The following is a 17685-nucleotide window of genomic DNA, read 5'->3' as shown; positions in this document are numbered from 1 at the left end:
CGGAGTCCGGGGGAGCTTCCACTCGGGCGGTGGCAGGGTGGCGGGGCTCAGCCGGCGGCGAAGGCGGTGTACTCGTCGGCCGAGAGCAGCTCGCCCGGCTCGCCGCTCACCTTCACCTTGAACAGCCAACCATCCTCGAACGGGGCGGTGTTCACCAGCGAGGGGTCGCTGACGACGTCCTCGTTGACCGCGGTGACCTCGCCGCTGACCGGTGAGTAGAGGTCGCTGACCGACTTGGTCGACTCCAGCTCACCACAGGTCTCGCCCGCCGTGATCGTGGCACCGACCTCGGGGAGCTGCACGAAGACGACATCGCCGAGCGCGTTGGCGGCGTGCTCCGTGATGCCGACCGTCGAGACGCCGTCCTCGGCGGCCGACAGCCACTCGTGCTCCTTGCTGTAGCGCAGCTGCTGGGGGTTGTCCATGGTTCGATTCTCCTGTACGCGAGGGTGTGATCGTGAAGCGGGTCGCCCCTGGCGAAGCCGAGGGGAAGGTCTGGCGCGGTGCGACGCGCGGGTGCTTTCGCCTCGCGCCCCTACCGGGTCCGCCGTCGCTGAAGCGTTACTTCTGCCGCTTGTAGAACGGCAGCGCGACGACCTCGTACGGCTCATGGCTTCCACGGATGTCCACGGCGACACCCTCGGTGCCCGGCGTGGCGTACGCCGCGTCGACATATGCCATGGCGAGCGGCTTGCCCAGGGTCGGGGACGGCGCCCCGGAGGTGACCTCGCCGATGACCGTGCCGTCGGACGCGACGACCGGGTAGCCGGCGCGCGGGACCCGGCGGCCCTCGGCGATCAGGCCGACCAGCTTGCGCGGCGGGCTGGCCTCGGCGCGCTCGGCGGCCGCCTCCAGCGCGGCGCGGCCCACGAAGTCACCGTTGTTGGTGGTCTTCTCGAACTTCACGACCCGGCCGAGCCCGGCGTCGAAGGGCGTCGTCCCGGTGGTCAGCTCATGCCCGTACAGCGGCATACCCGCCTCCAGGCGCAGCGTGTCACGGCAGGACAGGCCGCACGGGATCAGCCCGGCGTCCTTCCCGGCCGCGGTCAGTGCCTCCCAGAGGGCGACCGCGTCCTCGGGCCGGACGAACAGCTCGAAGCCGTCCTCGCCGGTGTATCCGGTGCGGGCGATCAGCGCGTGCACTCCGGCGACGGTGCCGGGCAGGCCCGCGTAGTACTTGAGGCCGTCCAAATCGGCGATGGGGGCACCTCCCTCCTCGAGCGAAGTCGAGAGCTTGGGGGACAGCCCCTTGAGGATGCCGAGGGACTCCGGGCCCTGGACCGCGATCAGCGCATAGGCGTCCCGGTCGTCGCGGACCTCGGCGTCGAAGCCGCCCGCGCGCTCGGTCAGCGCGTCCAGCACCACCTGGGCGTTGGAGGCGTTGGCGACGACCATGTACTCCTGCTCGGCGAGGCGGTAGACGATCAGGTCGTCGAGGATGCCGCCCCCGGGCTCGCAGATCATCGTGTAGCGGGCGCGGCCCGCCTTCACCCCGCCGATGTTGCCCACCAGCGCGTAGTCGAGCAGGTCGGCGGCCTGCGGTCCGGTGACGGTGATCTCGCCCATGTGGGAGAGGTCGAACAGGCCGGCGTGGGTGCGGACGGCGACATGCTCTTCGCGTTCGCTGCCGTAGCGCAGCGGCATGTCCCAGCCGGCGAAGTCGGTCATGGTGGCGCCGAGCGCACGGTGCGTGGCATCGAGCGCGGTTCGGCGGGGGGCATCAGTCATGGTTCCGGGCTCCCAGGCATGGGTGACAAGACGTTCTCCCCATCTGTCATCGGAACCTGAGAGGTTCACCGGGATCCCGCGAACGGACCCGGTTTGCACCTTGGGTGGAGCCGCCCCTTCGACCGGGCAGTGGCTCGCTTTTCAGATCTGCCTCGCCTGCGCGGTATAGGGGCCTGAGAGATTCAAGGGAGGACTTGCTCCTTCGGCGCCCCGCCGTGGCGGCCGGGGACTCTCCCGCGCGGGTTCAAGCGGCCGGTATGGAGTTGGCCGTGCACGGTGAAGAGCCGGTGTGCACGTGGCGCCGACATCATTGCACGGGATCCCCGGATAAAGGAGCCCTGGTCGTCGACCGGAACCGGAGCACGTCCACGGCGCGTCCCCAGCGCGGACGGACCGGACAATCGCCTTGAAGGGCATTACCGTTTCTTGACACTCTGCGGGTAGAGAACGGGCTTGAACCGGACTCGTATCGGACCGGGAGGGGCGATCACGGTGCACAGGGAAGCCGCATTCGCGACGAATGCGGGGGTCGCGGGCGCCGCGATGCCCCGCCCCAGGCGCTTGGCCCTGGCTGTCGTCAGGCCAGGACGCCATGCCGAGGTCATGGACTTGAGGGAGGGGGCCCGGCCCGCCACCGGGATGCGTTTTCCGGCCGGTGATCTGGTCGTGGTCTCCGGTCTGCCGGGCAGCGGCAAGAGCACGCTGATGCACCGGATCGTGCCGCCGCTGGACGCCCGGGGCGCCGCGGTGCACCGCATCGACTCGCAGGACGTCCGCGAACGCTGGGAGCGCGGCAGGCTGCGCCGGCTGCCGTACGGCCTCTACCGTCCGCTGGTCCGCGCCGCCCACTACCTCGGGCTGCGGCGCGCGCTGCGGTCGCGCGACAGCGTGGTGGTCCATGACTGCGGGACGCAGGCGTGGGTGCGGCGCTGGATCGCGCGCTCGGCCCGGCGCGGCGGCCGAGGGCTGCATCTGGTGCTGCTGGACGTCTCGCCCGAGGTGGCGCTGTCCGGCCAGGAGGCCCGGGGGCGCGGTGTCTCCGGGTACGCCTTCGCGCGGCACCGCAGGGCGGTGCGCCGGCTGGTCGGCGGGGCGGAGGCGGCCCGGCTGCCGAAGGGCGTCGGCTCGGCGGTGCTGCTGGACCGGCGGGCGGCGAGCGCGCTGGAGACGGTGAGCTTCGACTGAGGGAGGCGGGTTCCGGGGCCGCACGCCCGGCCGGGCACCGGCTTTCCGCGCTGCTGGTCGCCGAATCGGGCCCCGGGGCCGCAGGCCCCGGCCCGCCTCTGCCCGAAGCCGGGCCGGGGCCCGTCCTCTACTAGGGTCTTTGGCCTACTAGGGTCTTTGGCCGGTTGACGTGGTCGAACGGGTGGGTGAGATGACATTTCCGGAGCCGGGGAGCTTCCCGGAGCAGGGCATACCGGACGTGGCGTGGCCGGCGAACGAGCTCGAAGAGGTGCTGGCCGCGTCGGTCGGGCACCCGGGCGCGGGCGGCCGGATCGTCGAGGTGCTGGGCCGCAGCCAGGTGTGGGTGCCGCTGCCCAACGGCGGCGGCCCGGAGAGCGCGGGCCCGGGCGCCCGCGGTCTGGATCTGCCCACGGTGGAGATCGACGGCGCGGCCTATGTCCCGGTCTTCAGCTCCGAGCAGGAGTTCCGGCGGGTCGTCGGCTCGTATATGTCCTTCACCGTCGCGCCGGCCCGCGAGTTCGCCCGCGGTCTGCCCGCGCAGCTGGGCATCGCGGTCAATCCGGACGGCGTGGTGGGCGTCCCGCTGCCGCCGGCCGCGGTGGCCGAACTGTGCCGGGTGGGGCGTACGGAAGCGGACGGCCCGGCGAGCGGCGGACGGGTGCGGCTCTTCGAACCGGACTGGCAGGACGAGCCGGTGGACTTCCTGGCCGCCGCCGGACTGGAATTCTCCGGTGCCGGAATTGTCCTGACTGCCCGTCGTGTCCTGGCCAGTGTCGAGGGCGACACGCCCGCGCTGTTCGTCGGAGTTCAGGTCGAGGCGACCCCCGCCGCACTGCAGGACGGCACCGCCCGCGACACGGCCCTGCAGGCCCTCGGACGTGCGCTCGGCGCGGTGCCGGTGCCCTGGCCCGTCCAGCTCGTCATGCTCGACATCGCCCAGGGCGACCCGGTCGCCGACTGGATGCTGGCGCGTGTGCGGCCCTTCTACTCCCGTGAGCACTCGTAAGCTGGTTGGAGGACGGGCGGGCGCCCCAACGTGCCCTGCCGACAGAAGGGACGGACACGTGAGCGCGGGTGCGCATCAGGGAGCGGCGGCGGCCGGACGGGTCGAGCAGATGCTGCAGCAGGTCTCGCCCGGTCGCTACGACGCCTACGAGGCGCTGCTGCAGGCACTCGCCGCCGGGCAGGTCTGGATGCTCCTGTGGCAGGGCCGGGCCGGTACACCGGACGCGCAGTACGGAAACATGGAGGTCGAGGGCCTCGGCTATGCGCCGTGTGTGACCTCGGCCGCCGAACTCGCCGCCTCCGGCTGGACCCGCGACCACGAACTCGTCACCGGCCCCGACATCGCCGCGACGCTCTTCCCCGACCGCTGGGGTCTCTGGCTGAATCCGCATGCTCCCGGCGGCGGTGTCGGCGTCCCCTGGCTGGATCTGCGCCGGATCGCCGTCGGCCTCGACCGGCTGCCCGCCGGACCGCTGCGGATCTCGGAACCGGTCCTCGACATCCCGCAGTTCTACGCCCTCCTGGCCCAGAACGCCCACCGCACGCCCGCCGTACGGTCGTTGCGCCGGGCCTGGGTGCAGCCCGCCCTGGGTGCCCCGTATCTGGCCATCGGTCTGGATCTGTACGACACCGGCCGCCATGCGGTGGATTCGGCGCGGTTGATGATCCAGCAGTCGATCGGCGCGGTTCCGGACGGTCTGCCGGTGTCGACCGTCGCGATGAATGACGAATACGACCCCGTCGGAATGTGGATGCGGGCCTCCACGCGCCCCTTCTTCGATCGCGACGGCTATGTCCAGGCTCCCGGCCAGGGTCCCGCTCCCGCACCTTCCTACGGCTACGGATATCCGCGTCCCTACTGATCCGCCGGATTTTTCGGGCTGAATTTCCCCTGTGCGCCCACCGGATTGCCGCGGTATGCCCACCGGTCGGGCCTTCTCTCTCCTCCCTGTTCGCACCGCTCAGTCGGGTCGGCCGTCCGTATAACGGAAGGTCGTGGTCCAGATCACAGTTGCGCATCCTTTCCCCGCGAGGGCTGGTGAGTGATCGCGAATCGGATGAAGACTCCCGCAGCAAGAGCTTCGGCTCTTTGTACGAGCGACTTTCAGACGGCATCGCGTGAATCTCCGATTTCCACGGGGCGAACGTCCGCGATGTCTGCACCACTTGCACCACTTGCATCACTGATGTGTATCGGGTCGCCGCGGCGGCGGACATGGGGCCGGCCACCGTCGGCCAAAAGGGGGCAAGGGCACCGTGACCGCACCGATCGAGACCACCGGGGCGGCTGCCGAGGCGCAGTCGGAAGTGGTGCTGCAGGGCGTCGCAGGCAAACGGATCGAGGGCCGTTCGCTCGGCCGGATCGCCTGGATCCGCTTCAAGCGCGACAAGGCAGCGGTCACCGGCGGCATCGTCGTCCTCCTGCTGATCCTGGTCGCGGTGCTCTCCCAGCCCATCCAGACGGTGTTCGGCCTCGATCCCGACGCCTTCCACCAGGACCTGATCGACCCCGAACTTCTCGCCCCCAAGGGAGCGTTCGGCGGCATCAGCTGGGAGCACCCGCTCGGCGTCGAGCCGCAGACCGGCCGCGACATCCTGGCCCGGATCATCGAGGGCTCCTGGGTCTCCCTGGTCGTCGCGGTGGGCGCGACGCTGCTGTCCGTCGCCATCGGTGTGGTGATGGGCGTGGTGGCCGGCTTCTACGGCGGATGGGTGGACAGCCTCATCAGCCGCCTGATGGACACCTTCCTCGCCTTCCCGCTGCTGCTCTTCGCGATCTCCATCTCGGCCTCGCTGCAGAACGGCGCCTTCGGTCTGGAGGGCCTGCCGCTGCGCATCGCCGTGCTGATCTTCGTGATCGGCTTCTTCAGCTGGCCCTACATCGGGCGCATCGTGCGGGCCCAGACGCTGAGCCTGCGCGAGCGGGAGTTCGTCGACGCCGCCAAGTCCCTCGGCGCGCGCGGCCCGTTCATCCTCTTCCGGGAGCTGCTGCCCAACCTGGTCGCGCCGATCCTCGTCTACGCGACGCTGCTGATCCCGACCAACATCCTCTTCGAGGCGGCCCTGAGCTTCCTCGGCGTCGGTATCGCACCGCCGCAAGCGTCCTGGGGCGGCATGCTCACCACCGCCGTGGACCTCTACCAGGTCGACCCGATGTTCATGGTCATCCCCGGCATGGCGATCTTCATCACCGTGCTGGCCTTCAACCTGCTGGGGGACGGGCTCCGTGACGCCCTCGACCCACGCAGCAAGTAACCGCGGCCCCGCCGCAACGACCGGATCAAGGGGGCTTTCCTCAGCATGAATACCAGAAAGACGGCAGCTGTGATCGCCGCGACCGTAGCGATGGCGCTGGGCGCCTCGGCGTGCAGTGGCGGCGGTTCCAGCGACAGCAAGGGCGGCGAGGCCACCGCGAACGCCGGGCTGACCAGCATCGTCAACAAGTCGGACAAGAAGGGGGGCACGGTGACCTATGAGCACTCCAGCGGTCCCGACTCCCTGGACCCGGGCAACACCTACTACGGCTGGGTGCAGAACTTCTCCCGGCTGTACGGGCGCTCGCTGGTCACCTTCAACCCCGCGCCGGGCAAGGACGGCCTGAAGCTGGTCCCGGACCTGGCCACCTCGCTCGGCAAGGCCAGCCCGGACGCCAAGACCTGGACCTACACGCTGCGCAAGGGCGTGACGTTCGAGGACGGCACCGAGGTCACCTCGGCCGACGTCAAGTACGCCATCGAGCGCTCCAACTTCGCACCCGAGGCACTGTCCAACGGTCCGACGTACTTCAAGAACTACTTGATCGGTGGCGACAAGTACAAAGGTCCCTACAAGGACAAGTCGGGCAAGGGCCTGGACTCCATCGAGACCCCCGACAAGTACACGATCGTCTTCAAGCTCAAGAAGCCGTTCGCGGAGATGGACTACCTCGCTGCCTTCTCACAGACCGCGCCGGTGCCGAAGAAGGCCGACAAGGGCGCCGAGTACGTCCAGCACATCGTGTCCTCGGGTCCGTACAAGTTCCAGTCCTACAGCGAGAGCCGCGGCGCCACGCTGGTGCGCAACCCCGAGTGGGATGCCAAGACCGACCCGATCCGCAAGGCGCTGCCCGACAAGATCGAGCTCAAGTTCAACGTCAACGTCACCACGCGCGACGAGCACCTGCTCAACAACACCATCACCGCGGACATCGCGGGCACCGGCCTGGAGTCCAAGACCCAGCCCAAGGTGCTGACGAAGCCGGCCGAGAAGGCGAAGACGGACAACCCGTACGCGGGGGCCACGCAATACCTGGCGCTGAATGTGAACGTCAAGCCGTTCGACAACATCGAGTGCCGCAAGGCCGTGCAGTACGCGGTCGACAAGACCGGCATGGTCAACGCCATCGGCGGCAAGCCCAAGGGCGACCCGGCGAGCACCCTGATCCCGCCGTCCGTCAGCGGCTACAAGAAGTTCGACCTGTACGCGTCGCCGGACAACAAGGGCGACCTGGACAAGGCCAGGGAGCACCTGAAGAAGTGCGGCCTGCCGAAGGGCTTCAAGACCGCGCTGACCGCCCGTAACGACCGTCCCGACGAGGTCACCGCGGCCACCCAGCTCCAGGGCACCTTGAAGAAGGTCGGCATCGACGCCGACATCAAGACCTACCCGGCCGACAAGTACTTCACCGACTACGCCGGTGTCCCGGCATACGTCAAGAAGAACAAGCTCGGCATGATGATGATGGCCTGGGGCCCCGACTGGCCGACCGGCTTCGGCTTCCTCGACCAGATCATCAACGGCAACGCGATCAAGCCGTCCGGCGGCACGAACCTGGCCGAGCTGGACGACCCGGCCATCAACCAGGCGCTGAGCGCCGGCATCGCCACGCTGGACGACGCCAAGCGCGGGAAGATCTGGGGCGACCTCGACCAGAAGGTCGCCGAGACCGCCGTCAACGTGCCGTTGTTCTACCGCAAGAACCTGCTCTACCGCCCGGACTCCGCGGCCAACGTCACGGTCGCCGAGTCCTACCTCGGCATGTACGACTACGTGCTGATGAGCTCCACCAAGTAGGGCCCGACTCCCCAGGGCACCGAGCACCCCTCGAAAGGCAGGTGAAGGCTCCGGGTCCGCCGGGCTACCCCGCCCGGCGGACCCGGCGCCGCACGGCTGTGGCTGCGTACATCATCCGACGCGTGTTCGCCGCGGTACTGCTGCTGTTGGTGGTCAGCGCAGTCACGTTCGCGATCTTCTTTCTGGTGCCCCGGCTGGGCGGACAGACGACCGACTCGCTGGCCGCCCAGTACATCGGCAAGAACCCCGACCCGGACTCCATCGCCGCGGTCAAGAAGAACCTGGGGCTCGACCAGCCGATCCACGTCCAGTACTGGCACTTCATCAAGGCCATCGTGGCCGGCGCCGAGTACAACTTCGGCCCCAACCCCTCGGTCTGCAACGCCCCTTGCTTCGGCTACTCCTTCAAGACCCATGTCGAGGTCTGGCCCGAGATCGTCCAGCGCATCCCGGTCACCTTCTCCCTCGCCATCGGCGCGGCGGCCATCTGGGTGATCTCCGGCATCGCGACCGGAGTGCTCTCCGCACTCAAGCGGGGGTCTCTCTTCGACCGCCTCGCCATGACGATCGCGCTGGCCGGCGTCTCCCTCCCGATGTTCTTCACCGGCCTGGTCTCGCTGGCCCTGTTCAGCTTCAACTGGCCCGTCTGGGAGAACCTCCACTTCGTTCCGTTCAGCGAGGATCCGGGTCAGTGGGCCTGGAACCTGATCCTCCCCTGGTGCACCCTCGCCTTCCTCTATTCCGCGCTCTATGCTCGGCTCACCCGCGCGGGGATGCTGGAGACCATGGGGGAGGACTACATCCGCACCGCGCGGGCCAAGGGCCTGCGCGAGCGCAAGGTGGTCTTCAAACACGGCCTGCGCTCCGCCCTCACCCCGCTGATCACCATCTTCGGCATGGACTTCGCGCTGCTCGTCGGCGGTGCGGTCATCACCGAACGGGTCTTCTCCCTGCAGGGGATGGGCGCGTATGCCATCCAGGGCGTGACCCGCAGCGATCTGCCCATCGTCATGGGGGTGACCCTGACCGCCGCCTTCTTCATCGTTCTCTGCAATCTGCTGGTGGACCTGGTGTACGCCGCGATCGACCCCCGGGTGAGGCTGTCATGACCGAGCCGAGCAAGACAGAGTCGAGCAAGGCCGATACGGCGGCCGGGTCGAGCAGGACCGGGTCGAGCAGGACCGATACGGCGGCCGAGGCGACGGGCGTCGCCGTGCCCGGGCAGGAGCACCAGCCGCATCAGCCGCCCCCCGAGGACTCCTTTCTGTCCGTGCGGGACCTGCGGATCCACTTCGACACCGACGACGGCCTGGTGAAGTCCGTCAACGGCGTCAGCTTCGACCTCAGGGCCGGGCGGACGCTCGGCATCGTCGGCGAGTCCGGCTCGGGCAAGTCGGTGACCTCGCTGGGCATCATGGGGCTGCACCGCAGCGAGCGGGCCCGGATCTCGGGCCAGGTGTGGCTCGGTGGCGAGGAGCTGATCGGCGCCGACCCGGACCGGGTGCGCCGGCTGCGCGGCCGCCACATGGCGATGATCTTCCAGGACCCGCTGTCCGCGCTGCACCCGTACTACACGGTGGGTTCACAGATCTCCGAGGCGTACCGGGTCCACCACGACGTCGACAAAAAGACCGCGCGCAAGCGGAGCGTGGAGATGCTCGACCGGGTCGGCATCCCCGAGCCGCACCAGCGGTTCCGGGACTACCCGCATCAGTTCTCCGGCGGCATGCGCCAACGCGCGATGATCGCGATGGCGCTGATCAACAACCCTGAGCTGCTGATCGCGGACGAGCCCACCACCGCCCTGGACGTCACCGTCCAGGCGCAGATCCTGGACCTGATCCGCGACATCCAGAAGGAGTTCGGCTCGGCGGTCATCATCATCACCCACGACCTGGGGGTGGTGGCCGAACTCGCCGACGACCTGCTGGTGATGTACGGCGGCCGGTGCGTGGAGCGCGGCCCGGCGGAGAAGGTCTTCTCCGAGCCCCGGCACCCCTACACCTGGGGCCTGCTCGGCTCCATGCCACGGATCGACCGTGACCAGACCGACCGGCTGGTCCCGGTCAAGGGATCGCCGCCCAGCATGATCAATGTGCCGTCCGGCTGTGCCTTCCACCCCCGTTGCCCGTACGCGGACGTCCCCGAGGACGACGTCACCCGCACGGTGCTCCCCGAACTGCGCCAGGTCGACGACGGGCACTACTCCGCCTGCCATATGGCGCAGGGGGAGCGGGAGCGTATCTGGACCGAAGAGATTGCGCCGAAGCTGTGACCGAGACACATGACAGCAAGAAGATCCCGCTGGCCAAGGCGGGCAGGGCGGCCGAGGCAGCTGAGGCGGGCGAGGTGGCCAGGACGGTCGGCACCGGCCCGGACGCCGCCCCCGGCCCCGGCCCCGAGCCGCTGCTCAAGGTCCGTGGCCTGGTCCGGCACTTCCCGATCACCAAGGGCCTGCTCAAACGGCAGGTCGGGGCGGTCCAGGCGGTCGACGGCATCGACTTCGACGTCCGCCCCGGGGAAACCCTCGGCGTCGTCGGCGAGTCCGGCTGCGGCAAGTCGACGATGGGCCGGCTGATCACCCGGCTCGACGAACCCACCGGCGGTGCCATCGAGTTCGAGGGCCGGGACATCACCCATCTGACCCCGGGCAGGCTGCGGCCGATGCGCCGCGACGTCCAGATGATCTTCCAGGACCCGTACGGTTCGCTGAACCCACGGCACACCATCGGCGGGATCATCGGCACCCCCTTCCGCCTTCAGGGCATCGAGCCCGAGGGTGGAGTGAAGAAGGAGGTGCAGCGGCTGCTGGAGCTGGTCGGCCTCAGCCCGGAGCACTACAACCGCTATCCGCACGAATTCTCCGGCGGCCAGCGGCAGCGCATCGGCATCGCACGGGCGCTGGCCCTGAAACCGAAGCTGGTCGTCGCCGACGAGCCGGTGTCTGCGCTGGATGTCTCCATCCAGGCACAGGTCGTCAACCTCATGGACGACCTCCAGGAGGAGCTGGGGCTTACGTATGTGATCATCGCGCACGACCTATCCGTCATCCGGCACGTCTCGGACCGGATCGCGGTCATGTACCTCGGCAAGATCGTGGAACTGGCCGACCGCAAGGGGCTCTACGAAGCGCCGATGCACCCGTACACCAAGGCGCTGCTCTCGGCGGTGCCGGTGCCCGACCCCAAGCGGCGCACCCAGCGCGAACGGATCCTGCTCAAGGGCGATGTGCCCTCGCCGATCAACCCGCCCTCCGGCTGCCGTTTCCGTACGCGGTGCTGGAAGGCGACGGAGGAATGCGCGACCACGGAGCCGCCGTTGGTCGCGCTGCGCACGGGGCACCAGGTGGCGTGCCACCACCCGGAGAACGACGTGAAGTAGGTTGCAGGGTCTCCCTCCTTCGGGAAGCCCTGCCCGCGTCGGTCAGGCGGTGAAGTCGCCGCGCTTGACGGCCGAGACGAACGAGGACCAGCCGGTGGCGGGGAAGATGAGCGCCGGGCCGTCGGGGTCCTTGCTGTCGCGGACGGGGACGAGGCCGTGGGGGCGGTGGGCGAGATCGCGGGAGAACTCGACACATGCCCCGCCGTTGCCTTCGCTGTAGGACGACTTGACCCACTCGGCGGCGGCCAGATCCAAGTCCGGGCTCATGCTCTGTACTCCTTCAGCAGAGTCTTGATCAGGGTCAGCGATCCGTCCGGGGACAACGCACGTGCCCTGAGACGATCATAATCATCCAGGGCGGCGTCGACCGTTTGTTCGGAGTCGTGCATCCTGGCTCCTACCCGGGTCTCCGTGTAAAGCACCGTTGGGGAGTTGGGGAAGCGCAACACGATGAAGGGCATCGTGGACGTGGCTGGAATGCCCGCTGAGAACGGCACGACCTGGAGTTCGACGTGTGGTGACGCGGCTACCGTCCTCAGATAGTCAAGCTGCCCTGCCATGACCTCGGCGCCACCGATGACGGTTCGTAGACATGCCTCATGAAGGATGACCCACAGCAACGGCGGACTGTCCCGCTCGAACACCTCACGCCGCCGTAGCCGGGCTGCAACCTTGTCTTCGATCCCCTCTGCACTGGCCCGAGGGTTGGATACGCGGAACACGGTCCGCGCGTAGTCCTCCGTCTGAACGATGCCTGCCACGAGGTTCGTCTCGTAGGTCAGGATTTTCGACGCCTTTCGCTCCAGCTTCAGGTACGGCACGAACCACGACGGATGCTCGCCCTCATCGATCCTCCGCAGCAGCCCCTCGAAGAGCCCGTTCGTCCCGAACGCCACATCGCAGCCCTTGGCGAACTTCTCGCTCGCCTTCTGCTTTCCGGACTCCACCATGCAGATGTACGCATCGGTGTAGCCCGTGGCCGTGCCTAAGTGCTTCTGGGTTAGCTTGCGGCCCAGGCGTACCCGCTTGATGTCCTGGCCGAAGCGCTGGAGCGGATTGAAGAGCTCGGGTGGGGTCGTCTCGTCCAATGCCGTGACCTCTCCTCATGTGATCGCAGCCAGCAGCTGCGCAGGTCAACGTCTTAAGCGCTGAGGCTTAACGAGGGCCATTCTATTGGCAGTTGCGTTGCCCAAGTGACCGAATAGCTACAACTGGTGACGAGGAAACCCGGAGGGGACTGGCGACATGACGGACGCAATGCACAGTGAAGCGGCACGGCTCGGCATGGCTGCCGCGCTCATCGAGGAAGCGCGGCGCGTGCTGGACGGGAAGGTGTGGACGTCCGGGGAACTGCATCTGCTGGCGGAGGACTTGACCGACACGCTCGCCGGCGTTCACGGCGTCGCGGAGAAGTGGCGTCCCCGGAGCGTCCCGGCTGGCAGCGGTGCCGTGTTCCACGTCCCCCTGGGTGAGCCCGTGCAGCCGTGCCGGTTTCCGTGCGCGATCTGCCGACGGGCGGGTCGGCGACCCGTCGGTGAGAGTCCGTACCGTCAGTGAGCGTCCGGCCCGCCCCGCCCCCTGAGCTGCTGCGGCCGGGGCAGATGCAGCCCCAGGTAGACCGCGCCCATCCGCAGCGCGAACACCACCCCTGCCGAGATCGCCGCGGCGGGGGTGGCCCCTGTGCCGAGATGGTGCAGCGCCAGGTAGCAGCAGGCGCCGGTCAGCGCGGCGATGGCGTACACGTCCTCGCGCAGCAGCAGCGGGGGGAACTCCCCGCACAGCACATCGCGGATGACCTCACCGGCGACGCCGGTCAGCACCGCGAGGATGATCACCGCGAGCGGGGTGGCGCCCGCCTCGATGGCCGCACGGGCCCCGATCACCGTGACGACGGAGAGTCCGATCGCATCCACCACCAGCAGCGCCTTGCGGGGCAGCGACCAGAACCGCAGATAGATCATGGTGGCCACGCCGACGCAGATGATCACCGTCAGCAGGATCCAGTCATGCGTCCAGTACAGCGGCTGGCGCCCGAGGAAAAGATCACGCAGCGTCCCGCCGGAGATGGACGCGGCGAAGGCGAGGACCAGCCCGCCGAAGGGGTCCATGTTGGCGCGGTAGGCGGCCAGCACCCCGCTCGCGGCGAAGGCGGAGACGCCGACCAGGTAGAGGACATGCAGCATGGCGCTCATGATGGCAGCCCGGAAGGGCCGCTTCCGCTCCCGGTTGTTCACGGTCGTTAAAACTGACACTACCAGTCGGTAACTTTTCGGTGTAGCGTGCCGCCATGGCAACGGCGACCATCGGTAACAGCGAGTTCGACCGCGATACGGCGGTCACCCGGCGTGCTCCGGGCGTCTATGACGCGGACCTCTCCGCCGGCTGGACGATCATCCAGGCGGTCAACGGCGGCTATCTGCTCGCCCTCATGGGCCGCGCGCTGGGCGACGCCCTGCCGCACCCCGACCCGATGTCGGTCACCGCGCACTATCTGACGGCCTCGGTCCCCGGGCCCGCGTCCATCCGTACCGAGGTGGTCCGCACCGGCCGCACGATGTCCACCGGCACCGCCACCCTCGTGCAGACCGCCGAGGACGGCACCGAGGTCGAGCGGCTGCGGGTGATCGCCGCGTACGGGGATCTCGGCGCGCTGCCCGACGACGTCCGTACGACCGCCAAGCCGCCGGCCATCCCGCCGTACGAACACTGCCTGGGCGCGGACAGCGCCCCCGGCGACCGGCCGGCCATCCCCGGCAGCACCGCCATCGCCGACCGGCTCGACCTCCGGCTGGACCCGGCGACCGCGGGCTGGGCCGTCGGAGCGCCGTCCGGCAAGGGCGACATGCGCGCCTGGTTCGGTCTCGCCGACGGCCGGGCGCCGGACCCGCTCTCGCTCCTCCTGACGGTCGACGCGCTGCCGCCCACCGCCTTCGATCTGGGGCTGTCCGGCTGGGTGCCCACCGTCGAGCTCACCACCCACATCCGGAGGCGCCCGGCGCCCGGCCCGCTGCGGGTCGCCATCGTCACCCGCAACCTGTCGGGTGGTTTCCTGGAGGAGGACGCCGAGGTGTGGGACTCCGATGATCACCTCGTCGCGCAGTCGCGGCAGTTGGCGCGGGCGCCGCAGGGGGATGAGTAACGGGGTGCGGTGGGGCCCGTCGGGCAGCCGGTGGCCGAAACGCCGTTCACCTGACGGAAAAGAGACGGCGGCTCCCGGCGCGTTCGTGCCAAACTGATCGCTATGGGGGACCTGGCGCTCACTCTCGATGACGACACCGTTGTATGGCTGCGGGCCGAGCCGCCCGCCGCCGGTGCGGCGCGGCCGAAGGTCCCGGCACCGGGCGCGGAGCAGCGGCCGGGCGCCGAAGGTGACTTGGCGCTTCCCGAGGGTGACGTCGAGCGTCCCGACGGTGACTTGGAGCTTCCCGACGGGTTCGGGTCCGCGCAGCCCGTCAGCGTCGACGGCCGGATGAGCCGTGCGGTGACCCGCGGCGGTGAGGTGCTGGAGGAGGCGCTGCGCCCGTTGGGCGGGGTGCTCGGCCGGATCCACCGGTCGATCTCCAGCGGCAGCCACCGTCCGGACGAGGTCACCGTGCAGTTCGGTGTCACGCTCGGATCGGATCTGAAGCTCGGGGTGTTCTCGGGTAAGGGCGAGGCGAGTTTCACCGTGTCGGCCACGTGGAACCTTGGGCGGGGCACGGGGGAGCAGGGCGCGGTGAGCGGGACCGGCGGCACGAACGGTTCCAGCGGCTCCAGTGGCATGAACGGGGCTGGTTCGGCGAGTGAGGCCGGTGGGGCGGCGCCGTGATCGCAGACGCCGGTCCGGATGCGCCGCTGCAGCTGTCCTTCGCCTCTGTGCGCCACGGCGGACGGGCGGTGGGCGCGGGTGTGCTGGTGTCCGAACGACTCGTCCTGACCTGCGCGCATGTCGTCAACAGCGCGCTGGGGCGGGAGCGGTTCGCGCAGGAGGCCCCCGGATACGGCGATACCGTCACCGTCCGGCTGCCCCATGTCGCGGTCGGCCGGGATCTGACCGGACGCGTCGTATGGGAGATGTGGTCGCCGCCGCGGGCGAAGGCGGCGGGCTGCGATCCGGTGGTCCCCGGGAGCCTGCCGTATCACGGTGATCTCGCCGTCCTGGAACTGGCCGGCGAGCCGCCCGCAGGCGCCGCACCGGCACCGTTCCTGCTGCACAACTACGGCAACGAAGTCATCGCGTTATGGGCCAGCGGCAACCCGCTGCCCACCGTGCGCGCCGTGCCCCGGGTCTCCGCACCGCCCTGGATCGCGCTGGATGTGAGCGGCGGCGCCCAGGTCACCGAGGGCTTCAGCGGCGGGCCGCTGTGGGACCGCGAACGCCAGGCCGTCGTCGGCCTGGTCGCCGCCGTGCACCGCGTCTCCGACCCGGCCGCCCCGGGCGCACCACCGGCGACGATGTACGCGATCAGCGTGCCCGCCATCGAAGCCGAACTCCCCACCCTCCCGCCCTCTGCGGTGCCCACGGCCCGGCGCGGCGTCCAGCAGCTGCTGATGGCGCTGGAGCGTGTGCTGAAGGGCCGGGAGGCGGTCCTGACCTGCGAGGAACGGCTCGCCGCCCGGCTCGGCCGGCGCTCGGCGGGCCCGGCCGCCGACCTGGAACGGCTGGCCGGCCTGGCGGTGAGCGTACGCCGGGGCATCCCCGAACTGCTCGATCTGGTACGGGACCACGTCCTGTACGCCGAGGATCCCCATGATCCGCACGCCCGGCCAGGCCGATACGCCGCCCGCGACGACTGGGAGCGGCTGCGCCGGGCCGCCCGCGCGGTGCGCCCGGGAGAATTCCTGACCACCCGTCAACGTCGCGATCTGTCCGGACTGCTGGCGCACTGCACCCGTACCGACCCGAGGGCCCTCCTGGAGGCCGTACTTCCGCATGCGCCGGAACTGCCCGCCGTGACCGGCCTGGCCGACGCGGTGGACGCGTTGGAGGGCTTCAGCTCCACCGTCGGCGCGCCCGTACCGCCGCTGCTGCAGGGCGTGGTGCGGATCAGCGTCGACGAGCGGGCGACCGGTGCGCCGTATCCGGCCGAAGACCTGGACGCCTGGGTGGAGCGGGTAGCCGCCCGCTCGGGTGTGGATGATGCGGCGGTCAGCCAGTTCCGGGCGGATCTCGCGGCGTCGGCGGCGGCCGTGGCGTCCAGGGGGTATGCGGCGTCCAGGAGTTGTGCCAGTTATGCGAGTTACCCGACTTGTGCAGAGTCTGCGATGTCCGGGGGGTATGCGGACTCTGTGGCATCCGGGGGCCATGTGGCGTCTGGGGGGCACGCGACCTCCGAGGGGCGCGGGGCCTCCGCTGCCTCGGCTGTCTCCACCGCTGCCGGTCGCCCCGGGGTGCCCGTGCCCGGCCGGGGTGACGGCGCGGGGGAACCGGCCGTCGCCCCGCGCGTGCAGGTGGAGCTGCTGCCGACACCCACCGGGCGGCGCTACACGTATCAGATCTGGGCCTGGGCGGACGGGCAGCCGCACCGGCTCGCCCTGGTCAGGGACGAGGAGGCGGGCAGCGAGCAGGTGGTCGACGACATCCGGCGGGTGCTGCGCACCGAGGTCCGGGAGGACCCGGAGACCGCGCTGGTGGAGTACTTCCTGCCGGCCGCCTGGCTCGGGCTCGACGTGGATTCCTGGGAGTCGTGCGACAGCGACGACGACGGGCCGTTCGTGCCGGGCATCGAGCGGCGGGTGGTGGTCCGCACCACGGAGCGCTCACGGGAGAGTTACGCCGGCTGGAAGCAGCGCACCGCCGCGCTGCCGGAGGCCAAGCGTCTGATCCTGGATCACCGGCACACCGACCGCAAGGTCGCCCGGGCGCAACTGGAAGTGCACCGCGACGCGGGCACGGTGATCCTCTGCTGCGAACCGACCCACCACGGAACGCTGTTGCGGCAGTGCGTCCAGGCCGGGGTGCACACCGTCCTGTGGCACCGTGCCGAACATGGGGAGCACATCGGCCGGGATCTGCTGGCCCTGGTGGAGGGTACGGAGCACACCCAGGTGCCCGAGGCGGTGCGGCTGGAGCGGGCCAAGGCGATGGCCGAGCCGGAGAGCGACGGTCATCATGGGCGGCGGCTGTCGCTGCTGTATGACGCGCCGGATCACCGTCCGCCTCAACTGGCCCCTGACGCCTGGGTGTTGACGCAGCCGTGAAGGAAGTGGTGAGCCCCGCGGCGCAGCCGGAAGCAAAGAGGCCGGGGAAGCCGGCCGGGATCCCGCCCGTGAACGCGGGGATGAGTGTGGGCATGGATCCCTGCGTGAAACCAGCCGTGGACGCAGGAAAGAACGCAGGCAAGGACGTGGGCA

General features: G+C 69.6%; 17 protein-coding genes and 1 riboswitch. Of the genes, 12 read left to right on the top strand and 5 right to left on the bottom strand.

Features of this window, described 5'->3' with window-relative positions; genetic code table 11:
- Positions 1–47 precede the first annotated feature (47 nt).
- Together gcvH and gcvT are read right to left on the bottom strand one after the other, a co-directional pair.
- Positions 48–425 carry a glycine cleavage system protein GcvH gene (gene gcvH / locus K9S39_RS15050; RefSeq protein WP_248863847.1) on the bottom strand — a complete coding sequence of 126 codons (378 nt, stop codon included), beginning with the start codon at positions 423–425 and terminating at the stop codon, positions 48–50.
- Positions 426–561: 136 nt separating this feature from the next.
- A complete protein-coding gene (gene gcvT / locus K9S39_RS15045) occupies positions 562–1728 on the bottom strand; it encodes a glycine cleavage system aminomethyltransferase GcvT (protein ID WP_248863846.1) in 1167 nt (388 codons plus the stop codon).
- 151 nt (positions 1729–1879) lie between these two features.
- A riboswitch (glycine riboswitch) is annotated at positions 1880–1975 on the bottom strand.
- Between the two features lie 296 nt (positions 1976–2271).
- Here gcvT and K9S39_RS15040 point away from each other — a divergent pair.
- The 8 genes from K9S39_RS15040 (at position 2272) to K9S39_RS15005 (ending at position 11352) form a co-directional block, all read left to right on the top strand.
- Positions 2272–2913 (top strand): AAA family ATPase, encoded by a 642-nt coding sequence (locus K9S39_RS15040; protein WP_248863845.1) that lies wholly within the window; start codon positions 2272–2274, stop codon positions 2911–2913.
- 190 nt (positions 2914–3103) lie between these two features.
- Positions 3104–3919: an enhanced serine sensitivity protein SseB gene (locus K9S39_RS15035; RefSeq protein ID WP_248863844.1), complete on the top strand. Its 816-nt coding sequence runs from the start codon at positions 3104–3106 to the stop codon at positions 3917–3919.
- Positions 3920–3977: 58 nt separating this feature from the next.
- Positions 3978–4781, top strand: coding sequence for an enhanced serine sensitivity protein SseB C-terminal domain-containing protein (locus tag K9S39_RS15030; RefSeq protein WP_248863843.1), 804 nt, complete (start codon positions 3978–3980; stop codon positions 4779–4781).
- 394 nt (positions 4782–5175) lie between these two features.
- Entirely contained in the window at positions 5176–6174 is a 999-nt protein-coding gene (locus K9S39_RS15025) for an ABC transporter permease (RefSeq protein WP_248863842.1), read from the top strand.
- 45 nt (positions 6175–6219) lie between these two features.
- Positions 6220–7971: an ABC transporter substrate-binding protein gene (locus K9S39_RS15020; RefSeq protein ID WP_248863841.1), complete on the top strand. Its 1752-nt coding sequence runs from the start codon at positions 6220–6222 to the stop codon at positions 7969–7971.
- Between the two features lie 98 nt (positions 7972–8069).
- Entirely contained in the window at positions 8070–9080 is a 1011-nt protein-coding gene (locus K9S39_RS15015) for an ABC transporter permease (RefSeq protein WP_248863840.1), read from the top strand.
- Positions 9077–10246, top strand: coding sequence for an ABC transporter ATP-binding protein (locus K9S39_RS15010; protein ID WP_248863839.1), 1170 nt, complete (start codon positions 9077–9079; stop codon positions 10244–10246). The genes K9S39_RS15015 and K9S39_RS15010 overlap by 4 nt, the downstream gene beginning before the upstream one ends.
- Before the next feature lie 74 nt (positions 10247–10320).
- Positions 10321–11352 carry an ABC transporter ATP-binding protein gene (locus K9S39_RS15005; protein ID WP_248868767.1) on the top strand — a complete coding sequence of 344 codons (1032 nt, stop codon included), beginning with the start codon at positions 10321–10323 and terminating at the stop codon, positions 11350–11352.
- Between the two features lie 42 nt (positions 11353–11394).
- Here K9S39_RS15005 and K9S39_RS15000 read toward each other — a convergent pair whose 3' ends face one another.
- Both K9S39_RS15000 and K9S39_RS14995 read right to left on the bottom strand, forming a co-directional pair.
- Positions 11395–11619, bottom strand: a complete 225-nt coding sequence (locus K9S39_RS15000) for a DUF397 domain-containing protein (RefSeq protein ID WP_248863838.1) — start codon at positions 11617–11619, stop codon at positions 11395–11397.
- Complete coding sequence (locus K9S39_RS14995; RefSeq protein WP_248863837.1) at positions 11616–12440, bottom strand: helix-turn-helix domain-containing protein; 825 nt, start codon at positions 12438–12440, stop codon at positions 11616–11618. The genes K9S39_RS15000 and K9S39_RS14995 overlap by 4 nt, the downstream gene beginning before the upstream one ends.
- 157 nt (positions 12441–12597) lie before the next feature.
- Between K9S39_RS14995 and K9S39_RS14990 the strand changes: the two genes are divergently transcribed.
- Positions 12598–12909 (top strand): hypothetical protein, encoded by a 312-nt coding sequence (locus tag K9S39_RS14990; protein WP_248863836.1) that lies wholly within the window; start codon positions 12598–12600, stop codon positions 12907–12909.
- Here the strand turns inward: K9S39_RS14990 and K9S39_RS14985 are convergent.
- Positions 12903–13535, bottom strand: coding sequence for a trimeric intracellular cation channel family protein (locus K9S39_RS14985; RefSeq protein WP_248868766.1), 633 nt, complete (start codon positions 13533–13535; stop codon positions 12903–12905). The genes K9S39_RS14990 and K9S39_RS14985 overlap by 7 nt on opposite strands.
- Positions 13536–13639: 104 nt before the next feature.
- Here K9S39_RS14985 and K9S39_RS14980 point away from each other — a divergent pair, with 104 nt between their 5' ends.
- From K9S39_RS14980 to K9S39_RS14970, 3 genes are all read left to right on the top strand, one after another.
- Positions 13640–14491 (top strand): thioesterase family protein, encoded by an 852-nt coding sequence (locus K9S39_RS14980; protein WP_248863835.1) that lies wholly within the window; start codon positions 13640–13642, stop codon positions 14489–14491.
- A gap of 102 nt (positions 14492–14593) precedes the next feature.
- Positions 14594–15160 (top strand): CU044_2847 family protein, encoded by a 567-nt coding sequence (locus K9S39_RS14975; protein WP_248863834.1) that lies wholly within the window; start codon positions 14594–14596, stop codon positions 15158–15160.
- Entirely contained in the window at positions 15157–17532 is a 2376-nt protein-coding gene (locus K9S39_RS14970; RefSeq protein WP_248863833.1) for a VMAP-C domain-containing protein, read from the top strand. Before K9S39_RS14975 ends, K9S39_RS14970 begins: the two co-directional genes overlap by 4 nt.
- Positions 17533–17685: the final 153 nt, after the last annotated feature.

It is taken from the genome of Streptomyces halobius (assembly GCF_023277745.1).
In the GTDB taxonomy this organism is placed as follows: Bacteria; Actinomycetota; Actinomycetes; order Streptomycetales; family Streptomycetaceae; genus Streptomyces; species Streptomyces halobius.
This window is presented reverse-complemented; position numbering and strand designations above follow the sequence as displayed.

What these genes read in the sequence shown, in the direction of transcription:
- gcvH (WP_248863847.1), bottom strand. Translation starts at nt 425, where the DNA reads ATGGACAACCCCCAGCAGCTGCGCTACAGCAAGGAGCACGAGTGGCTG.
- gcvT (WP_248863846.1), bottom strand. Translation starts at nt 1,728, where the DNA reads ATGACTGATGCCCCCCGCCGAACCGCGCTCGATGCCACGCACCGTGCG.
- K9S39_RS15040 (WP_248863845.1), top strand. Translation starts at nt 2,272, where the DNA reads ATGCCCCGCCCCAGGCGCTTGGCCCTGGCTGTCGTCAGGCCAGGACGC.
- K9S39_RS15035 (WP_248863844.1), top strand. Translation starts at nt 3,104, where the DNA reads ATGACATTTCCGGAGCCGGGGAGCTTCCCGGAGCAGGGCATACCGGAC.
- K9S39_RS15020 (WP_248863841.1), top strand. Translation starts at nt 6,220, where the DNA reads ATGAATACCAGAAAGACGGCAGCTGTGATCGCCGCGACCGTAGCGATG.
- K9S39_RS15010 (WP_248863839.1), top strand. Translation starts at nt 9,077, where the DNA reads ATGACCGAGCCGAGCAAGACAGAGTCGAGCAAGGCCGATACGGCGGCC.
- K9S39_RS15000 (WP_248863838.1), bottom strand. Translation starts at nt 11,619, where the DNA reads ATGAGCCCGGACTTGGATCTGGCCGCCGCCGAGTGGGTCAAGTCGTCC.
- K9S39_RS14990 (WP_248863836.1), top strand. Translation starts at nt 12,598, where the DNA reads ATGACGGACGCAATGCACAGTGAAGCGGCACGGCTCGGCATGGCTGCC.
- K9S39_RS14985 (WP_248868766.1), bottom strand. Translation starts at nt 13,535, where the DNA reads ATGCTGCATGTCCTCTACCTGGTCGGCGTCTCCGCCTTCGCCGCGAGC.
- K9S39_RS14980 (WP_248863835.1), top strand. Translation starts at nt 13,640, where the DNA reads ATGGCAACGGCGACCATCGGTAACAGCGAGTTCGACCGCGATACGGCG.
- K9S39_RS14975 (WP_248863834.1), top strand. Translation starts at nt 14,594, where the DNA reads ATGGGGGACCTGGCGCTCACTCTCGATGACGACACCGTTGTATGGCTG.